Origin of the sequence: Polaribacter glomeratus (genome assembly GCF_002954665.1) — a bacterium.
GTDB classification, from domain to species: Bacteria; Bacteroidota; Bacteroidia; order Flavobacteriales; family Flavobacteriaceae; genus Polaribacter; species Polaribacter glomeratus.
The window spans coordinates 261,707-280,288 of the sequence record NZ_MSCM01000001.1 but is presented as its reverse complement, the minus strand read 5'-3'; the positions used below and the strand labels follow the sequence as shown (position 1 = coordinate 280,288).

Below are 18,582 nucleotides of genomic sequence, written 5' to 3'. Positions count from 1 at the left end.
ACAACAATGGTTGCGAATCCTATTCAAACAACTCTAAACTATCAATTTCTAAAGAAGTAATAAAACTAGAAGCATTTACAATATCATAATGTAATACTCTGTCTTCTTCTACAATACTAACCTCTTGTCTAAAAGAGTAAACAATAGATTCTAAGAAAGGCGAACTTTTTCCGTTTGCAAAACTCAAAGCTTGTGAGGCTGTAAACAATTCTATCGCTAAAATAGTTTGTAAATTATCTACTATTTTTTTACATTTTGTGGCAGCATTTGCACCCATAGAAACATGATCTTCTTGGCCGTTACTTGACTCAATAGAATCTACACTTGCGGGTGTTGCATACTGTTTATTTTGGCTAACTATACTTGCTGCTGTGTATTGCGGAATCATAAAACCTGAATTTAATCCAGGATTTGAAACCAAAAAAGGTGGTAAATGTCTGTGACCCGAAACTAATTGATAGGTTCTTCTTTCGGATATATTTCCTAGTTCGGATAACGCAATTGCTAAAAAGTCTAATCCTAAAGCCAAAGGTTGACCGTGAAAATTTCCACCAGAAATAATTTCATCTTCATCCACAAAAATATTAGGATTATCGGTTACTGAATTTATTTCCGTTAAAAAAGTCTTAGTTACAAACTTTATGGTGTCTTTGCTTGCGCCATGAACTTGTGGCATACATCTAAAAGAATACGGATCTTGCACATGTTGCTTTTCTTGCACAATCAAGGCACTATCTTCCAATAAATCTTTAATTCTTTTTGCTGTTTTAATTTGTCCGTTGTGCGGTCTTGCCAAATGAATTAATTCGTTAAAAGGTTCAACTCTACCATCAAAACCTTCTAAAGAAATTGTACCAATTACATCTGCCAAATAAGACAATTTATGTGCTTTTAAGAGACTATAAATTCCGTAAGCAGACATAAACTGTGTTCCGTTTAACAATGCTAAACCTTCTTTAGATTGCAATTTTATTGTATCCCAAGAAAAGATTTTCAATAATTCTTCGGATGAAATTTTTGCACCTTTATAATTCACTTCTCCCAAACCTATTAAAGGCAAAGACAAATGTGCCAAAGGCGATAAATCTCCAGAAGCACCAAGAGAACCTTGAGTAAAAATTACAGGAATAATATCGTTGTTGTAAAAATCAATCAATCTATTTACGGTTGCCAATTGCACACCAGAATGCCCATAACTCAATGCCTGAATTTTAAATAAAATCATCAATTTTACAATTTCTTTTGGCACTTCATCTCCTGTTCCGCAAGCATGACTCATTACAAGATTCTCTTGTAGTTTCTGTAAATTAAAATCATCAATCTTTACATTATACAGAGCTCCAAAACCGGTGTTAATTCCGTAGATTGGTTTCGAAATCGATTTCGTTTTTTCATCCAAATAAGCCCTGCATTTTTCAATTTTCTTAATTGCAGTTTCTGATAAAGCTAACTTTACATCCGAAGAAATAATTTCTTGAATTTTAGATAAATCTAAAGATGTTGCATCTATATAATGAAATGTATTCATGTGTTGCGTAAATATTTTATCAAAAGTGCAAATTCAAAGCTGCATATACTAAACATTTTAACTATTTTTCTAGAAATTAATATTTTATATTTGTCTAAATTAGAAATTTTTAAAAATGAAGAAAATTAGTTTACTTCTTTTTGGCTTGATAATCATGAGTTCTTGCAAAAAAGACACCCCAAAAGATTACCTTAGTTTATCTGGTAAAATAGAAAATAGCAAAGATTCTATAATCTCAATTGCAAGCAGAGAAGGTATTATAAAAGAAATAGTTATAAATGCAGACGGCACTTTTAAAGATACCTTAAAAGTAAAAGAAGCTGCAATTTACACCTTTGAAATTGGCGAACAAAGAGCACCAATTTATTTAAAAAATGGTTACAACCTTTCTTTAGCAGGAAACGCCAATGACTTTTTAAAAAGCTTTAAATTTTCTGGCGAAGGTTCATCGAACAGTAATTTTATTCTTGCTCAAATAGAAAAAAGTGAAAGTATAGGAAATCCGCAAGACATTTTAAACCTAGAAGAAATTGACTTTAACCAAAAAGTGGCACAAATAAAGTTTGCATACGATAGTATTTTAGACTCTTACAAAGATTTAGACAGCACATTATACACTACTGTAAAAGCTCAAAATAATCAATTAGTAGATTACTTTAACAATGCGTATCGTACTAGTAAAGTTATGGGCAAGGGCAAACCGTCTCCTATTTTTGAGAACTACATGGATATAAAAGGTGGTGTAAAATCATTGGCATCTTTTAAAGGCAAATATGTATATATAGATATTTGGGCAACTTGGTGTGGACCTTGTATTCAGCAAATACCTTATTTACAAAGCTTAGAGAAAGAATACCACGGTAAAAATGTTGAGTTTATTAGTATTTCTACGGATGAAGCTCAGAGAAGTGGTGGTTCTTGGGAAGCTGCAGAAAAAAAATGGAAAGATTTTGTAAAGGAAAGACAACTTACTGGAGTTCAACTTTGGTCTGGACAAGATTTTACTTTTCAACAAGCTTATCAGATTAATTCTATTCCTAGGTTTCTTTTAATAAGTCCTGAAGGAAATATTGTAGATGCAGATGCTCCGAGACCTTCTGACCCAGCATTAAAGTCTTTATTTACTTCTTTAGGTATTTAGATTCTGAGTAAGCAGTTAGCAGTTAGCAGTTAGCAGTTAGCAGTTAGCAGTTAGCAAAAATAAAAAAAGGGAAATTCTAAATTTAGAATTTCCCTTTTTTTATAAATATATTTTATCTTTTTTCTCTTGTATCTCTTCTCTAATATATATCCTCTATACTCTTAGAGAGCCTAAATCAAAAAAATTACTCTTTGTAAACGCCCATATTAGCGTATTTATCCATTCTTTGAGCAACTAAATCTACATGCGTTAAGTCTTTTAACTCATCAAAAGCTGATAAAATTTGTTTTTCTACAGCTTTAAAAGCTCCTTCTCTATTAGAATGTGCTCCACCAACTGGTTCTTTAATAATACCATCAATTAACTTTAACTTTTTCATATCTGTTCCAGTTAATTTAAGGGCAGCGGCAGCTTGTTCTTTAAAATCCCAACTTCTCCATAAAATAGAAGAACAAGATTCTGGAGAAATAACGGTATACCAAGTGTTTTCCATCATGTATACTCTATCTCCTACTCCAATTCCTACTGCACCTCCAGAAGCTCCTTCACCAATAACTACCGTTATAATAGGTGTTTTTAAACGTGTCATTTCAAAAATGTTTCTGGCAATTGCTTCACCTTGTCCGCGTTCTTCTGCTTCTAAACCAGGATACGCTCCAGGAGTATCTAACAAAGTAACAACAGGTATTCCGAATTTCTCAGCCATTTTCATTAAACGCAGGGCCTTTCTATATCCTTCAGGATTTGCCATTCCAAAATTTCTATACTGACGTGTTTTCGTGTTGTACCCTTTTTGTTGACCAATAAACATAAAAGATTGATCGCCAATTTTACCTAGACCGCCAATCATGGCTTTATCATCTTTTACATTTCTATCGCCATGAAGTTCCATAAAAGTATCTCCACAAATGGCTCTAATATAATCTAAAGTATACGGTCTGTTTGGGTGTCTAGAAAGTTGAACTCTTTGCCAAGGAGTTAAATTTTTATAAATATCTTTTCTAGCTTCTGCTAGTTTTTTTTCAATTTTTTTACAAGTCTCAGTAACGTCTACATCACTTTCTGTACCAATAATTTGACATTTTTCAAGCTGATCTTCTAGCTCTTTTATTGGCATTTCAAAATCTAAATATTCCATGTTACAGTTATTTTGATATAGTTATTTGGATTAACAAACATACTATAAATATTGCTTTTTAAGGCAAATTGGGTTTACTTTTTTAGTTTGATCTTTTGTAGAAATTTTTCCTTAAACTTAGATTTATTGCTAATAATTCCGTTTAGTAAAACAACTCCAAGAACAATACCTGCGCCTAAATAAAACTCAGGATTCATTTTTTCTTTATCCCCAAAAATAAATAATGCTAAAATAATAGCATAAATTGGTTCTAAATTTATGGTTAACATTACGGTGTAGGGCGATAAATATTCCATCACTTTTACAGATGCAATAAAAGCATACGCAGTACACACACTGCTTAAAAGAACCAAATACATCCAGTCTGATTTTGATAAATCGAAAAAAGCAATTGAAAAATTATTGTTAATTAATAGATACACCGTTACAAAAAGAACACCAAATAAGAGTTGATAAAAAGAAATTCTATTTGCATCATATCTTTTGATAAAAAGCCCATTTAAAACAGCAAATAAAGAACCTAAAAATGAAGCAATTAATGCGTATATAATTCCTAGTTTATACTGACTTTCAAAATTAAAAATAATGTATAAACCTACAATTACAATCAGCCCAAGTATAATTTCTAGCGGTTTAATTTTTCTTTTAAAAAAAATAGGTTCTATGAGTGATGTAAAAAAAGCACCTGTGCTCATCGTTACTAAAGCCACCGAAACGTTCGACACTTTTATCGCTTTAAAAAAGAAAATCCAATGAGTTGCAATGATAATCCCGGTAACTAAAAATTTTAGTAATCCTGTTTTATCCAAATAAAAACTTTTCTTTTTTACTAGAAAAAAAATAGCGATAAATAAAACTGCCAAGCCCATTCTAAAAAAAACTAACGGAATTGCATCAATAGTAATTAACGCGCCAAGAATTGCTGTAAAGCCCCAAATAAAAACAATAAGATGTAATAGTAAGTAGTTTTTTAATTTATTTTCGAGCATGATAATAGAGATAAATGGCTATTAATCCAAAAAATATATTGGGCATCCAAACATATAATAATGAGTCTACACCTGCAACTGCGCCTAAAACTTCAGAAATTTTCATTAGAAAAACGTATAAAAACATAATAGCAACTCCTATTGCTAAATTAATTCCTGTTCCTCCTCTTTTCTTTCTAAAGGATAACGCTACGGCAATAATTGTAAGTATGTAAGATGATATTGGTAAACTCGTTCTTTTATGAAACTCTACTAAATAAGCATTTAAATTTTTAACCCCTCTTTTTTTAGAAATTCTAATAAATTTTATCAATTCATCCGAAGGCATTTCTTGAGAGAGCGCAGATTTATAAATTAAATCTTTGGGTGTAAAATTAAAAACAGTATCAACTTTACTACCAGAAAAAATACTATCTCTGTCTTTATATATTTGGCGTTTTCGCCAGTTTTGAATAGAAAAAACAGAATCTTTTGGATTAAATCTAATATTATCTGCTACTAATTTTGATTTTAATTTTAACCCATCATAGACTTCTGAGGTAAAATCGTATCCAGAATTTGTTTCTGTGTTAAAATTTCTAATAAAAATATAGGTGCTATCGGTTAGTTGCAAGCTAAAATCACTAATGTACTTAAGATCATTTTTTTGTGCTCTGTTATTAATATATTCTTTTTCGAACTTTTTTCTAGTAATACTGCTATTAGGAACCACAAAATGATTCATTAAAAGCGATAAAATTGTTACCAAAGTTGCCCCTATAAAATAAGGATACATAAACCTTGTAAAAGAAATTTTAGCATTTGTAATGGCAATAATTTCGGTATTATTAGATAGTTTTGAGGTAAATAAAATTACTGCAATAAACAATGCCAAAGGCATAAAAGTGTTTGTGTAATAAATGATAAAATTTACATAATATTCATTTACAACTTGGTAGAAACCTAAGTCTGCATGCTCTAAAAAGTTATCAATTTTTTCTGATACATCAATAGCAATTGCAATAGGAATCAAGATTAATAAGGTAAACACAAAAGTTACCAAAAATCGTTTTAATATGTACCAGTCTATTATTTTCAAATTATTGTTGTTGGTTTTTTGTTGTTGGTTTTTGGTGCATGCTACCTAAAAGACAGTAACCAAAAACGAGTAACTACAATCGTTTATCCATTTGAACTACCATTTTATCTTTCCATTCTCTAAAATCGCCCGCTAAAATATGCTTTCTAGCTTCGCGAGTTAGCCAAACATAAAAACCTAAATTATGAATAGATGCAATTTGTTTTCCTAACATTTCTTTCGCAGCAAAAAGATGACGTAAATACGCTTTTGTATAATAAGTATCTACCCAAGTAGTTCCTAGTTCGTCAATTGCAGAAAAATCATCTTCCCATTTTTTATTTTTAATGTTTATGGTTCCGTGTGCTGTAAACAACATGCCGTTTCTAGCATTTCTTGTTGGCATTACACAATCGAACATATCTATACCTAACGCTATATTTTCTAAAATATTTATTGGTGTTCCAACACCCATTAAATAACGTGGTTTATCTTCTGGTAAAATTGCTGTAACCACTTCTGTCATTGCGTACATTTCTTCTGCAGGTTCACCTACAGAAAGGCCACCAATGGCATTTGCTTGCTGATTTGTATTTGCTATAAATTCTGCCGATTGCGCTCGCAAATCTTTATACGTACTTCCTTGCACAATTGGCATAAAAGTTTGTTCAAAACCGTATTTAAATGGTAATTTTTCTAAGTGATTGATACATCTATTTAACCATCTATGCGTCATGTGCATAGAACGTTTTGCATAATTATAATCGCAAGGATATGGTGTACATTCATCAAACGCCATAATGATATCTGCCCCAATTGTACGCTGCGTTTCCATGACATTTTCGGGTGTAAAAAAGTGCATCGAACCATCTATATGACTCTTAAATTTTACACCTTCTTCATTAATTTTTCTTCTTGCTGACAAAGAATATACTTGATAACCGCCAGAATCTGTTAAGATATTGCGATCCCAATTCATAAACTTGTGCAAACCACCCGCTTTTTCTAAAATATCTAAACCTGGTCGTAAGTATAAGTGATAGGTGTTTCCTAAAATAATATCAGGATTTATTTCGTTTTTTAGTTCTGTTTGATGAACTCCTTTTACAGTACCAACAGTACCAACAGGCATAAAAATTGGTGTTTCTATGATACCGTGATCGGTAGTTATTACTCCTGCTCTAGCCTTACTTTTGGGGTCTGTTATTTTTAAGTCGAATTTCAATCGTTTACATTTTGATGATTTTTGCAATTAAAATTAATTACAAAATTAAAAACCAGCGTTGCCACTTTATTCTCTGTTTTACGTATTTTAAAATGATTTTAAAACAAATAAATTTCGTTTCATTGTTGGCAAAGATAGTACTATTTAAGAATTGAGAAATAAAATGAAGTGTTATAAAAAATGAAAAAGTGAACGCACAGCTTTAAGTAGCAAATATGCGCGTTAAGGATTGAAATGGAAATCCTTTTTTATTTTTTTTTAAATAAAAAAGATTGAAATGTAAAGCCTGACCCGAAAGGAAACGCCCAAAAATTATCTATGTTTCTTTTTTGATGAATAACCACCAGAGTTATTCGTTTTATTTTTAGGTGATAATTTTCTAAAAGAAGCACTCTTTTTATTGAAATCATTTTTTGCTGGCGTGCTATTTCTTTTCAGTTTTGTAGCTTTTGGCTTCTCTTCAGTAGAAGCTTCTTCGGTTTTGGACGATTCAGAAATCATTTTATTAATTTCTTTCATTTCCTCGTCTGTCAATTCTCGCCAATCTCCTGTTTGCAGATAACCAAGCTCTACATTCATGATTCTGGTTCGTTTTAACTTGGTAACTTCATAATCTAAATACTCGCACATTCTACGAATTTGACGATTTAAACCTTGCGTTAAAATAATTTTAAATATTTTATCACTTATTTTTTCTATGGAACATCTTTTAGTTACGGTTCCTAAAATAGGAATTCCGTTTGCCATTTGCTCCATAAAATCATCGGTAATTGATTTATCTACAGAAACAAAATATTCTTTTTCGTGATTATTACCTGCACGTAAAATTTTATTGACGATATCGCCGTCATTTGTTAAGAAAATTAATCCTTCGGATGGTTTGTCTAAACGCCCAATTGGAAACAAGCGCTCTGGATAATTCATAAATTCTATGATATTATCTGGCTCTCTTTCATCCGTAGTAGAAACGACTCCAACGGGTTTATTTAGGGCAATATATAAGGTCATATTTTTTGGCTCAACAAGGCGGCCGTCTAGTTTTACAACATCTTTTTTGGCAACTCTGTTTCCCAATTGCGTTGCTTTACCGTTAATGGTAACTCTGCCTTCTGTTATAAATTTTTCTGCTTCTCTGCGTGAGCAAATTCCTGAAGAACTTATGTACTTATTTAAGTTTATAGATGATTGTTTTGTATTGTCCAAAAGAAAATAATTTTATGCAAAAGTACAAACTATTTTAGGGTGTTAAAACGTCTTTTTGAAAAATAATTTAAAGAGGTTCTATTTGCTAGATGAAACTTAGATTTCTACGGTTCTAAACGTTAAATTAATTCGTGGTGAATTTACTTTTTTAGTGGGTGGCAATCTGTGTAACCAGTTAGTTTGTGTGTCTTTTTTCATAACGAGTAAACTTCCTCTTTCTAAAATAACATCAATTCTTTGTTTACTTTCTTTGTGTTTAAAAGAAAACTTGCGTTCTGCTCCTAAAGAAAGTGACGCTATTGCGCCGTTTTTCTTCAACATTTTTTCTCCATCGGAATGATATGCCATTCCTTCATCACCAGAATGATATAAATTTAAAAGGCACGAATTATACGTTTCGCCACTTTCTTTTTCTATAATTTCTTTAAGTTCTACTAATTCTTTTGTAAAGATATTTGCCGTTTTTGTTACTTTAGAATAGGTATACGAATATTCGGATTCGCCATACCAAGCAACTTTTCTTTTGGTGATAATTTTTTTACCAAAAATAATTGCTTCATCATTTTTCCAGTTGATGTTTTCTAATAATTGCTGATAATAAAAATCGGCTTTTTCTTTATCTAGAATTACACCATGATAATTAGTAACGCCATCAAAAGGCAAAATATTTGTTATGTTATCCGAAGAAAATAAATCCATACCATAAAAATACAACTAAAAAGTATAAATTTTATTCCTTAAAAATAAAATATTCGCGTAAAAAAAAGATAGCGACCTAAATCGCTATCTTTTGTAAAAATTTTAATTCTTTGTTCTACTATTTAATTTTTAAGCGAAATAACATCAATAATTACAGTTCTGTTGTAAGAACGTTCTTCTGGCGAATTATTTCCAAAAGGAGCTGAATCTTCATTTTCTCCGTACGCTATAATGTCAAATTTTACGTTTTTTGTACCTAGTTTAGAGACACTATTTTGCAAAATAGCTTTTACATCATTTGCTCTAGCCAAGGATAATTTTTCATTATAAACTGCTTCTCCAATAGTATCTGTATGACCTTGAACGATAACATTTGAGTTTGCCGGGATTTTAGGTGCTACCACTTCTGATAAATATTTATGATACATTTCAATCGCTTTAGCATCATCAAATTCATAAATAATACTAAATCTCATACCTTCTTCAACTTTAGAAGGCGTCCAAGCTATTATATGCGCATTGGTTTCTTTCGTTACAATTTCGCCTGTTTTATCTGTACCAATCATTTTTACTTTATAATCACCTTCGGGATTAGTACCTAAAATAGCGTTTCCAGATATTTTTACTTCTTCATCTGTAAAAGGACCGTGATATTGAACCTTTCCGTTTGCATCTGTAAGTTCTAGTTTCCAAGTGCTAAAAGCTTCAGTTGCACCATCAACATTAAAAACAACAAAACTAGAAATAGGCTCTTCTTGAATCGTAATAATTTGAACAGTTTTTAAAGCAGCATTTGGGCCACTTTGAAACTCCATTAACAACTCTGGCGAATTACTTTGAACAGCAACTCTGCGGTTATCTTCTTGCATCAATTCAAGTTCTTTAGAGTTTTGTTGCGTTTTAACGATTGTGTTCGATTTTATAAGACCTTTTGTTTCTATTCTTGAAGCATTAATTCCAAAAATAGTTACCAAATACGTCTTTACAGATTCAGCCATTGTTTTTGCTTCGATAGCTGTTTTTTCTGATGATCCAACCAAAGTGATCTTTGAATTTGGATTCTCTTGCATTCTGCTTCCAAGAATATTTAAAACATTGTAATACACCGTCATTTCGCGTTTCGAGCGACCTTGCAATGCTGTATTGGGAGCAAATATTTCTACTTGATCTTCTTTAAAATCACCTACTTGATTTTTATTTAACAACACATAACGTTCTGAAATCTTAGTTTCTTTTTCATCAAAATAAATATAATTACTTAACGGAAATGTTTCTGTTACCGTAATTTCTCCAGGAATATTAATGGGCGCATTTACGTTAAATTCAACTTTAGGCATTACTATTTTTACTACCTCTTCTTCTACTGGCAAAATTTCACGTCCGCTTCCAATTTTAAGTACTAAACCAGCTCTTGCAGTCGTTACATTCCAAGTTTCTATTGAACGCGGATTTTGGCCAAAATAAGGATGAAAAGAAACAAAAGGCGAAAGCACCAATTGCGTTTTAGTGTTTGCTTTCGAAAGCGGAATGTCATAACCTGCACCAATTTGCATAGAAATAACAGTTTTTTCTACGTTGCTTAAATCTCCAGTTTCATTTTCTGGTGCTATTTGATTTGGAAAAGCAGGATTAATTCCTTGCTTATACGTAAATGCTTTGTCTATGTTAAAAGCAAATCTTGGTCCACCGTATAAATAAAAACCAGATTTAAATGGCGCAAAACGCAAACTAGGTTCTATGGTAATGTAATTTAAATTTGTAGTCAAGTCTGCTGGACAATTACAGTCTGTAAATTGTTGATCAAAAGCTGCTTTACGACTATCCAATCCTGCTTGTACTATAAAACCGAATCTTGTATCTGATTTATAATATTCGATACTCGGTGCCAAAAACAAACCAATACCGTTTCCTTTATGAAAAACTACTGGAGGTGTAAAACTTGCCGTTAATTGATTGGTTGAACCATTATAAAAATTAAAGTTTGCACCACCTGCTAGTCCAAAATACCAAGAAGGTTTCGAGTATTCTTTTGCAACTTCTTGTGCTTGAAGCGTTGCATCTACTCCTGTAAAAATTAAGACTCCAAGAACAAGACTTCTAATAGCCTTTTTGTAGGAAATCGCACTATTTAATCCTTTTTTTAAGGTTGTACTATTTTTCATCATTTATGAATTAAGTTTTTTAATACTTGTTGTTTTTTTTTAGTAAATCCCTCGCCTAATTATTGGCGAGGGTTACCTATTCTTTTTTTAAGGTTTAACGATTGTACTTGCGTTAAGTGTAATTGCAGTTTGTGATAATAATATTCCTAAAACATTTGTTCCTGTATTTACAGAGATTAGTGTTTTAGCAATCACATTTCCTTTAAAGTCAACATTTGATCCAAGCAATGCTTGAGTTTGAGTTATCCAGAAAATATTTTTTGCTTGAGCACCGCCAGACAATAAAATTTTAGCATTATTCTCAATTGTAAAATCAGCAGAGATTTGAAAAACCCATGTATCATTTGGTCCTCCTGAAAGCGTTACACCTTGGTTTGTAATTAAAAGTCCTGTTCCCCATTTATATAAACCAGGTGTTAAAGTTCTACCACTAATATTACCTGCACCTAAATCAACAATAACATTGGTTGTTAAACCATTTGCAGTTGTAAAAGCTGTTTCTTGATCTGAAATTGCAGTTGATACATAAGCTGGAGTTGGTGGCGCATAATCTGCTGCATATATTTTTCCGCTTACAAAACTTGATGTTGAAAATTCGCCTGAAGCATCTATTGTTTGTGAAAATCCTGTAAGACCAGTTTGCCCATTTGGACTCACACCAACATTACCATTAACTTGCGTAGTTCCTGTTGTTGAGATTCCTGTTTTTGATAATAAAACAAAATCACCCGCTTTTCCTAAATTTATTACGCCAGGACCTACAATAACACCTGTATTGGCAAAATTAGCCGTTACATTTTTATTAGAATTCATTATTACAGTTACTGTACTATTATTTCCAGAAGCGTCATCAGACCAAGAAGTAAAACTATAATTTGAATTTGGTGTTGCAGTAAGTAGTACAGAATCTCCATTATTATAAGAAGTTTTATCTGGATTTCTTAATACGGTGCCGTTTTGTGCCACTACGTTTAAAATAAAACCACCAGTTACAATTGCTCTAAAATTAGCAACTAAATTCGTGTTTGCTTTTAACTCAAAAGTGTAATTCGAGTTGGTAGACATTTGCACGCCTGCAACAGTCCAATTAACAAAAGAATATCCAGGATTTGCGGCAGTTGCTGTTACTGTAACATTTGTACCAACATCAAATAAAGCAGAAGTACTTGTAGAGCCACCAATTGTTGAACTACCACCAATTGTTGGATTTGAAATAACCGCAACAGTAACCTTTGGTAAAGGAGGAACCGTTGTAAATGACCAAACAAGATCTTCTTGCAAAGCATTACCTGTTAAATCTTTTGCAGCTCTTTTAACTCTTGCTGTATACACAGTTTGACTAATAAGAAGTGACGAAGGTGTAAAAATTGCTGTTGAATCTGTATCTGAATAAGTAACAGTACCATCTATTATAACTCCTGCAGTTTCTAAAGTAAATGAAGTTTTCGAAATTGTTGAAACATTCATCTTTTCATTAAATTTTGCTATAATAATCTTATTTAAAGGGACATTAATTGCTCCATCTAAAGGGTTTACGGGTATTACAACCGGGCAAAGACCATCGACTTCAACGAAATCATCTTCTGCGCAACTAGTAAAAAAAGCAATACATATTATTACTAGGGATAAAAATATTATTTTGATTTTCATTTTTTTAATTATTAATATGAAATAGTTTTCATACCACAAAAGTGCATACTTAAGAAACTAAAAGCCTTACATAATTTTGATGAAGAATTGCATAATTCACATATTAACAGTTTTAAAAAACTAACACAACTCATTAATTGCCAATAACTTTAAGTGAAAAAAATAAGATTTAATCTAATTTTTAAACAAAAAAAATATCAGCATTTAGAGTGCCGATATTTTTTTTGTTTAAAAACCAATTTGCAAATTAAATTTGCTGTTATTTTTTTTTCTAATAAATCTTAAAGAATTATTAAAATTATAGTTGAGCAATAATTTTTTTAATTTCCTCTTTCGTTTTACCTAGTTTTTTTTGAAGCCGGTTTAGCATTTCATCCTCTTTGCCTTCAATAAGTAGTAAATCGTTATCTGTAAGCTTGGCAAACTTTCGCTTTAAAACCGCTTTTATTTCTTGCCAACCTTGCTTTTTGTTACTTAAATTTTCATTCATCTTTCGTTTTTATTGGTAAAATAATTTTTTTAAAAACAAAGGGAGTTCTCTTTTTTATCTGATTTTGGGATATAACTTTAAGCAACGGCTTTAAGAGTAAACCACTAAATTAAGTTATTTTTTTTTATCAACCGCAATAATTATAATTCCGCCAATCAATAAAACTGCACCAACTGCTGGCGACCATTTTACGGGATGATTTTTTTCTATGCTTATTTGCAGATCACCTATAGCTACTACTTTTTTTTGGTTGCATACTTAAACCCAGTATACATAATCATTAGTACTGCAATGATGGTAATTGTAATTCCTATTATTTTGTTTATAAAAAATTATAATTTAAATTTATTTTATAACGTCTATTTCCTTATTAAATCCAAAGGCATTTTAACAAAGATATTTATAAAAACAAAAAAGCCTAAAACATTAAAATATTCTTCAATGTTTTAGGCTTTTTATTTGTGTTTTATAGTTTAAAAGTAAGGCCGAATTTTCCTCCAGAAAAAGCATTTCCACCTCCAAATTCAAGATTTAAACCTACTTTATTAGATAAATAATATCTAAAACCAAGTTGAGCTCCTAAACCTAAACCAGATTTACGATTACCATTATAACCATCTGGAGAATTCCAAACATAGAAGCCTAAATTTGGACCTGCATAAAAATCCCATTCTTTAGACATGTTTAATGCACTGTTAAAATGGTAGTTTAAGTTTCCTGAAAAACCCATGATGCTATGATCATATTTATTGTTATCATATCTCTCATTATAAGAACGGTAAGAAATCTCACCTCCAAGGGTTAAGTCTTTACTAATTCCATGATCTAAACCTACATAAATTGGAACGCCCCAATCTGACAATCCTACACCAACATTAAATTGATTTGAGCCTACTCCTAAAGGATTTTGACCAAAACTAACCATTGAAACTAACGCTAAAGTTATTACTAAAATAAATTTTTTCATTTTTTGATAATTTTAATTTTCTTGACTTTTAGTTTATAAACATTTATGATGTTCACATACTTAAGCTAGCCGTTTTTAAATGGTATCTGGACTCCACTTTTTGTTTGTATTTTTAATGATTTATTTAAGCAAAAAATCAGATTAAAAAGTACAGTACAAAGGTGCAGGGTTTTGAGAAGAGAAGTGTTACATAGTTTTGTGAATAAGTTATATTATTCACACATTAAAATAAAAAGTATGGCTAGAAATTACATTCTTTCCATATACCATTTTAATTGGTTTTCCATTTTCTTGAAGGTCATAACTTCGGTAATTACTTTTTTTAAACGTAAAAAAGCGGTTTCGCTTTTTACAATATAATCTGTGGCTTTGTGATGCATACACTCAACAGCTACGGTAATCTTATCTTGAGAAGAAAGTACAATTACAGAAATATCTTTGTTAAAAGCTTTAATTTTATCTAACGTTTCTAAACCATTCATCGCGTCTTTTTCGATTCCGTCAAGAAAATAATCTAAAATAATTACATCTGGTTTTTTAAATAAATTTGCTACACAAAGTTCGCCTGTAGAAAATGTTTCAATCTCAAAATCTGCATTATCCATAAATTCAATTTCTAATGATTTTAAAAACAAAGCATCATCATCAACCAAAAAAAGTTTTATTTTAGTTTCGTTATTCATTTTTTATGTTTTTATAGGTTTCAAGTTCTTCTAATAATTCTACACAAGCTTGATTACAAGCATTTTCAATTTTAAGAATTAAACCTGAAAGCTCATCTGTTTGTTGCATCGTGCTAGCATATTCTTGCACTTTTTTTGCCATGTTTTCATACTCTTGATCCATGCCTACAATTAAAAACGAAGGTATCATTTTATGAGCAGCAGCACTTAACGATTTCATATCATTCTCTAAAAAGCTTTTTTTCATGATGTTTATAAGTGTTGGCGTCTGATCTAGATACAAAGAAATCATTTGTATCATTAATGCTTGATTAGATTTAGTACGTGTATTTAAATAGTGTAAATTAGTATACTTTGTCTTCACATTGATATCAAGAATACTTAAAGAAGCTTCATCTAATTGCTTATGTTTTTGTATCAATCCTAAAATTTTACTATTTAATAAACGCTCATCAACAGGCTTTGTAATATAATCATTCATCCCAATTGCTTTGCACTTTGCCACATCTACCGTAGTAACATCCGCAGTTAAAGCAATAATAGGAATTGTACTCTTCATGGTGTTTCTAATATATTCTGTAGCTTCAAATCCGTTCATTTCTGGCATCTGCAAATCCATCAAAATAAGATCATACTTTTTGGTTTGCATTTTATTGATTGCAATTCTACCATTGTCTGCAATATCACTTTCAAATCCAAAATCATCCATCAATGTTTTCATCAGTAATTGGTTTAGAGGAATATCTTCTACAACCAACACTTTTATATTTGACACATCTTTATCATAATCTATTAACTCCATTTCAACCTCTGCACTTGCATTGGTTTTCTTAAAACTTAATACAAAACTAAAAACGGAACCTTCATTAATTTTACTTGTTACATGCAAACTTCCGCCTTGTAACTCAACTAATTGTTTTACAATAGCCAAACCTAACCCTGTACCACCATATAAACGAGATGTTCCGCTAGATGCTTGCTGAAAATTATCAAATATGGTTTCTATTTCTGTGTCTAAAATTCCTATTCCGGTGTCTGTAACTAAGAATTCAATCGTTACTTGATGTTCATCTTCACTTAGTAATTTAGTGCAAACTGTAATTTTTCCTTTGGATGTAAATTTAACAGCATTACTTACTAAATTTAGGATAATTTGATGCAAACGCACTTGGTCTCCAACTAAAACATCCGGAATTCTACTATCATATATTTTTACTAATTTTAAATTCTTTTCTTGAATTTTTTGTTCAAATAAATGAAGCATTGCTGATATGGAAGAAGCTATTTTAAAAGGTATTTTTTCAAATACCATTTTTCCTGAATCTACTTTTGCTAAATCTAAAATATCATTTATAAGAGCAATTAATGCATCGCCACTTAATTTAATTGCTTTTAAATATTCTTTTTGTTTTGCTACCAAATTTGTTTTTAACATCACTTTTGTAAAACCAATAATGGCATTTAATGGTGTACGAATTTCATGACTCATATTAGACAAAAACTGCTGTTTTGCTTTTACTGCATCATTGGCTATTATAGTGGCTTTTTCTGCTTTTATTTTTGCTTCTTCGGCAATCATCGTTGCCATTTCTGCAAACAACATTGCTTCTGTAAGTTCTTTGGCAACTTTATTTTGTTCGGTAACATCTCTAGCAACAATTACAACGCCACCTACATTTCCTTTTTCATTTTTATAAATTGATCCATTAAATAATACGTCTGTTAGTTTGCCGTTTTTATGACGAAGTGTTAACGGAAAATCGGCGACAGATCCTTTATCAAAAACCTCTTGATAAACGTCGTGTGCTTTTTCGGGTTCTGTAAAATAATTAAGAAAATCAGAATCCTTAAGTTCTTCTCTAGTTAATCCGGTAATATTTGTCAACGCCTCGTTCATATCCGTTATTTTCCCTTTAGAGCTAATGGTAACTAATGGATCTAAACTGGCTTCAATTAAACTCAAAGAATACAGCGAATTTAATTTTATTGTATGATTTAAAACTTGTAGTTCTTTGCTGTCGAGTTCCTGTTTTATCTTTTGAATATTCTGAAGCGCAAGCTCTTGGTTAGCAAGCACTAATTCTGCAGCACGCTTTTCTTTTTCGGCATTTTGGAAAGCCAATTCTTTATTTGCGATTGCCAATTCTGCGGCACGTTTTTCTTTCTCAATATTTTGAAAAGCCAATTCTTTATTGGCTATAACCAATTCTGCGGCGCGCTTTTCTTTTACTATATTTTGATAGGCTAATTCTTTATTGGCAATAATTAATTCTGCAGCCCGTTTTTCTTTTTCTCCATTTTGGAAGAGAAGTTCTATTTCCGATTGTTTACGCACTGTAATATCTTGAGCTGCTCCCCAAAGCCCGTAGCTTTTATTATCTTTATCAAGTACCGTTTCTCCGCGAACCCAAAGCCAACCACTACTTCCGTCTTTTTTTACGATTTCTAATTCCAAATCGTATGGCATTCCTGTTTTTATGGTTTTTGATATTGATATCGTTAAAACATCCCAACTATGTTTAGTAAACAATTTTTCTTGTTCATTATAAGGCGGCGCAGGCAATGAAGAGTCATACCCATAAATTTTATATAATTCTTCTGACCAAGAAACTAGATTGGTTTTAATATCAAAATACCAACTTCCTACTTGGGCTATTTTTCGCGCATTTTTGAGCTCTTTTTCAATTCTATCGGCTTTTTCATTAGCAATAATCAACTCTGCAGCGCGTTTTTCTTTCTCTTTATTTTCTAAAGCAAGTTCATTATTAGCAATTAAGAGTTCGGCTGCTCTTTTTTCTTTCTCGTCATTTTGATAGGCCAATTCTTTGTTGGCAACAATTAATTCTGCGGCACGTTTTTCTATTACTTTATTTTTAGAAGCAAGTTGTTCATTAGCTTTTCTTAAATCTATTGCCCATTTTTGAAAGGTAACATCTCTTGCCGCTGCAAAAACACCAAGCACATTACCTGTAGCATCTTTGTAAACGGATGCATTGTAAAGAACATCTGTTAGTGTACCATTTTTGTGTTTTATGGTAAGCGGATAATCGGCCACAAAACCTTTTTCAAATACCTGTAGATACCCTTCTTGTGCTTTTTTTGGTTCTGTAAAATAATTAGAGAAATTGGTGTTAATCAATTTTTGACGCGTAACACCTGTTACTTTTATAGATGCTTCATTCACATCCATTATCTTTCCTTCTGCGCTAATAGTAACAAGAGGGTCTAAACTCGCTTCAATTAAACTCCTAGCATATTGAGAAGATTTTTTTAGTTCTGTAATGTCTCTGGCTGCTGCAAAAACACCAAGCACAGTGCCAAAATGGTCTTTATATACAGAAGCATTGTAAAGTACATCTGTTAAAGTACCGTTTATATGTTTTATAGTTAAGGGATAATCGGCCACAAAACCTTTTTCGAAAACTTGAAGATATCCTTTTTGTGCTTTTTTGGGTTCTGTACAATAATCAGAAAAATTTGTGTTGATTAACTTTTCTCTAGAAATACCCGTTACTTTTACAGAGGCTTCGTTAACGTCGGTAATTTTGCCGTCGATACTAATTGTAACTAATGGATCTAAGCTTGCTTCAATTAAACTTCTTGTATAATTAAATTCTGTAATTTTTGTATTTAGCATTTTATACTTTTCA

14 protein-coding genes are annotated in these 18,582 nt (G+C 31.4%); 1 reads left to right on the top strand and 13 read right to left on the bottom strand.

Annotation, left to right across the window (positions count from 1 at the left end):
- Nucleotides 1-19 precede the first annotated feature (19 nt).
- Nucleotides 20-1,528, bottom strand: coding sequence for a histidine ammonia-lyase (hutH, locus tag BTO16_RS01195; protein WP_105019858.1), 1,509 nt, complete (start codon nucleotides 1,526-1,528; stop codon nucleotides 20-22).
- A 115-nt stretch (nucleotides 1,529-1,643) separates the two neighbouring features.
- On the opposite strand from hutH, the gene BTO16_RS01190 reads away from it, so the two are divergent.
- A complete protein-coding gene (locus tag BTO16_RS01190) occupies nucleotides 1,644-2,669 on the top strand; it encodes a TlpA family protein disulfide reductase (protein WP_105019857.1) in 1,026 nt (341 codons plus the stop codon).
- Between the two features lie 184 nt (nucleotides 2,670-2,853).
- Here BTO16_RS01190 and BTO16_RS01185 read toward each other — a convergent pair whose 3' ends face one another.
- The 12 genes from BTO16_RS01185 to BTO16_RS17525 form a co-directional block, all read right to left on the bottom strand.
- Nucleotides 2,854-3,807 carry an acetyl-CoA carboxylase carboxyltransferase subunit alpha gene (locus BTO16_RS01185; RefSeq protein ID WP_105019856.1) on the bottom strand — a complete coding sequence of 318 codons (954 nt, stop codon included), beginning with the start codon at nucleotides 3,805-3,807 and terminating at the stop codon, nucleotides 2,854-2,856.
- Between the two features lie 74 nt (nucleotides 3,808-3,881).
- The gene (locus BTO16_RS01180; RefSeq protein WP_105019855.1) at nucleotides 3,882-4,796 is read right to left on the bottom strand and encodes a DMT family transporter; all 915 of its coding nucleotides are present in this window, start codon (nucleotides 4,794-4,796) and stop codon (nucleotides 3,882-3,884) included.
- The gene (locus BTO16_RS01175; protein ID WP_211298188.1) at nucleotides 4,783-5,874 is read right to left on the bottom strand and encodes an LptF/LptG family permease; all 1,092 of its coding nucleotides are present in this window, start codon (nucleotides 5,872-5,874) and stop codon (nucleotides 4,783-4,785) included. Before BTO16_RS01175 ends, BTO16_RS01180 begins: the two co-directional genes overlap by 14 nt.
- Nucleotides 5,875-5,947: 73 nt before the next feature.
- The gene (gene tgt / locus BTO16_RS01170; RefSeq protein ID WP_105019854.1) at nucleotides 5,948-7,078 is read right to left on the bottom strand and encodes a tRNA guanosine(34) transglycosylase Tgt; all 1,131 of its coding nucleotides are present in this window, start codon (nucleotides 7,076-7,078) and stop codon (nucleotides 5,948-5,950) included.
- Between the two features lie 312 nt (nucleotides 7,079-7,390).
- Complete coding sequence (rluF, locus tag BTO16_RS01165; RefSeq protein ID WP_105019853.1) at nucleotides 7,391-8,281, bottom strand: 23S rRNA pseudouridine(2604) synthase RluF; 891 nt, start codon at nucleotides 8,279-8,281, stop codon at nucleotides 7,391-7,393.
- 96 nt (nucleotides 8,282-8,377) lie between these two features.
- Entirely contained in the window at nucleotides 8,378-8,980 is a 603-nt protein-coding gene (locus BTO16_RS01160; protein ID WP_105019852.1) for an alpha-ketoglutarate-dependent dioxygenase AlkB family protein, read from the bottom strand.
- A 122-nt stretch (nucleotides 8,981-9,102) separates the two neighbouring features.
- Complete coding sequence (locus BTO16_RS01155) at nucleotides 9,103-11,145, bottom strand: OmpA family protein (protein ID WP_245891915.1); 2,043 nt, start codon at nucleotides 11,143-11,145, stop codon at nucleotides 9,103-9,105.
- 84 nt (nucleotides 11,146-11,229) lie between these two features.
- A complete protein-coding gene (locus BTO16_RS01150) occupies nucleotides 11,230-12,792 on the bottom strand; it encodes an ice-binding family protein (protein WP_105019850.1) in 1,563 nt (520 codons plus the stop codon).
- 298 nt (nucleotides 12,793-13,090) lie between these two features.
- Nucleotides 13,091-13,282 carry a CsbD family protein gene (locus BTO16_RS01145; protein ID WP_105019849.1) on the bottom strand — a complete coding sequence of 64 codons (192 nt, stop codon included), beginning with the start codon at nucleotides 13,280-13,282 and terminating at the stop codon, nucleotides 13,091-13,093.
- Nucleotides 13,283-13,748: 466 nt separating this feature from the next.
- Nucleotides 13,749-14,249 carry an outer membrane beta-barrel protein gene (locus BTO16_RS01140; protein WP_105019848.1) on the bottom strand — a complete coding sequence of 167 codons (501 nt, stop codon included), beginning with the start codon at nucleotides 14,247-14,249 and terminating at the stop codon, nucleotides 13,749-13,751.
- A 248-nt stretch (nucleotides 14,250-14,497) separates the two neighbouring features.
- Entirely contained in the window at nucleotides 14,498-14,932 is a 435-nt protein-coding gene (locus tag BTO16_RS01135) for a response regulator (protein ID WP_105019847.1), read from the bottom strand.
- The gene (locus BTO16_RS17525) at nucleotides 14,925-18,569 is read right to left on the bottom strand and encodes a PAS domain S-box protein (protein ID WP_211298187.1); all 3,645 of its coding nucleotides are present in this window, start codon (nucleotides 18,567-18,569) and stop codon (nucleotides 14,925-14,927) included. The genes BTO16_RS01135 and BTO16_RS17525 overlap by 8 nt, the downstream gene beginning before the upstream one ends.
- Nucleotides 18,570-18,582: the final 13 nt, after the last annotated feature.

Excerpts from the sequence above, each read along its gene's own strand:
- hutH (WP_105019858.1), bottom strand. The coding sequence starts at position 1,528 with ATGAATACATTTCATTATATAGATGCAACATCTTTAGATTTATCTAAA.
- BTO16_RS01135 (WP_105019847.1), bottom strand. The coding sequence starts at position 14,932 with ATGAATAACGAAACTAAAATAAAACTTTTTTTGGTTGATGATGATGCT.
- BTO16_RS17525 (WP_211298187.1), bottom strand. The coding sequence starts at position 18,569 with ATGCTAAATACAAAAATTACAGAATTTAATTATACAAGAAGTTTAATT.
- BTO16_RS01140 (WP_105019848.1), bottom strand. The coding sequence starts at position 14,249 with ATGAAAAAATTTATTTTAGTAATAACTTTAGCGTTAGTTTCAATGGTT.
- BTO16_RS01155 (WP_245891915.1), bottom strand. The coding sequence starts at position 11,145 with ATGATGAAAAATAGTACAACCTTAAAAAAAGGATTAAATAGTGCGATT.
- BTO16_RS01145 (WP_105019849.1), bottom strand. The coding sequence starts at position 13,282 with ATGAATGAAAATTTAAGTAACAAAAAGCAAGGTTGGCAAGAAATAAAA.
- BTO16_RS01190 (WP_105019857.1), top strand. The coding sequence starts at position 1,644 with ATGAAGAAAATTAGTTTACTTCTTTTTGGCTTGATAATCATGAGTTCT.
- BTO16_RS01180 (WP_105019855.1), bottom strand. The coding sequence starts at position 4,796 with ATGCTCGAAAATAAATTAAAAAACTACTTACTATTACATCTTATTGTT.
- BTO16_RS01185 (WP_105019856.1), bottom strand. The coding sequence starts at position 3,807 with ATGGAATATTTAGATTTTGAAATGCCAATAAAAGAGCTAGAAGATCAG.
- BTO16_RS01150 (WP_105019850.1), bottom strand. The coding sequence starts at position 12,792 with ATGAAAATCAAAATAATATTTTTATCCCTAGTAATAATATGTATTGCT.
- BTO16_RS01160 (WP_105019852.1), bottom strand. The coding sequence starts at position 8,980 with ATGGATTTATTTTCTTCGGATAACATAACAAATATTTTGCCTTTTGAT.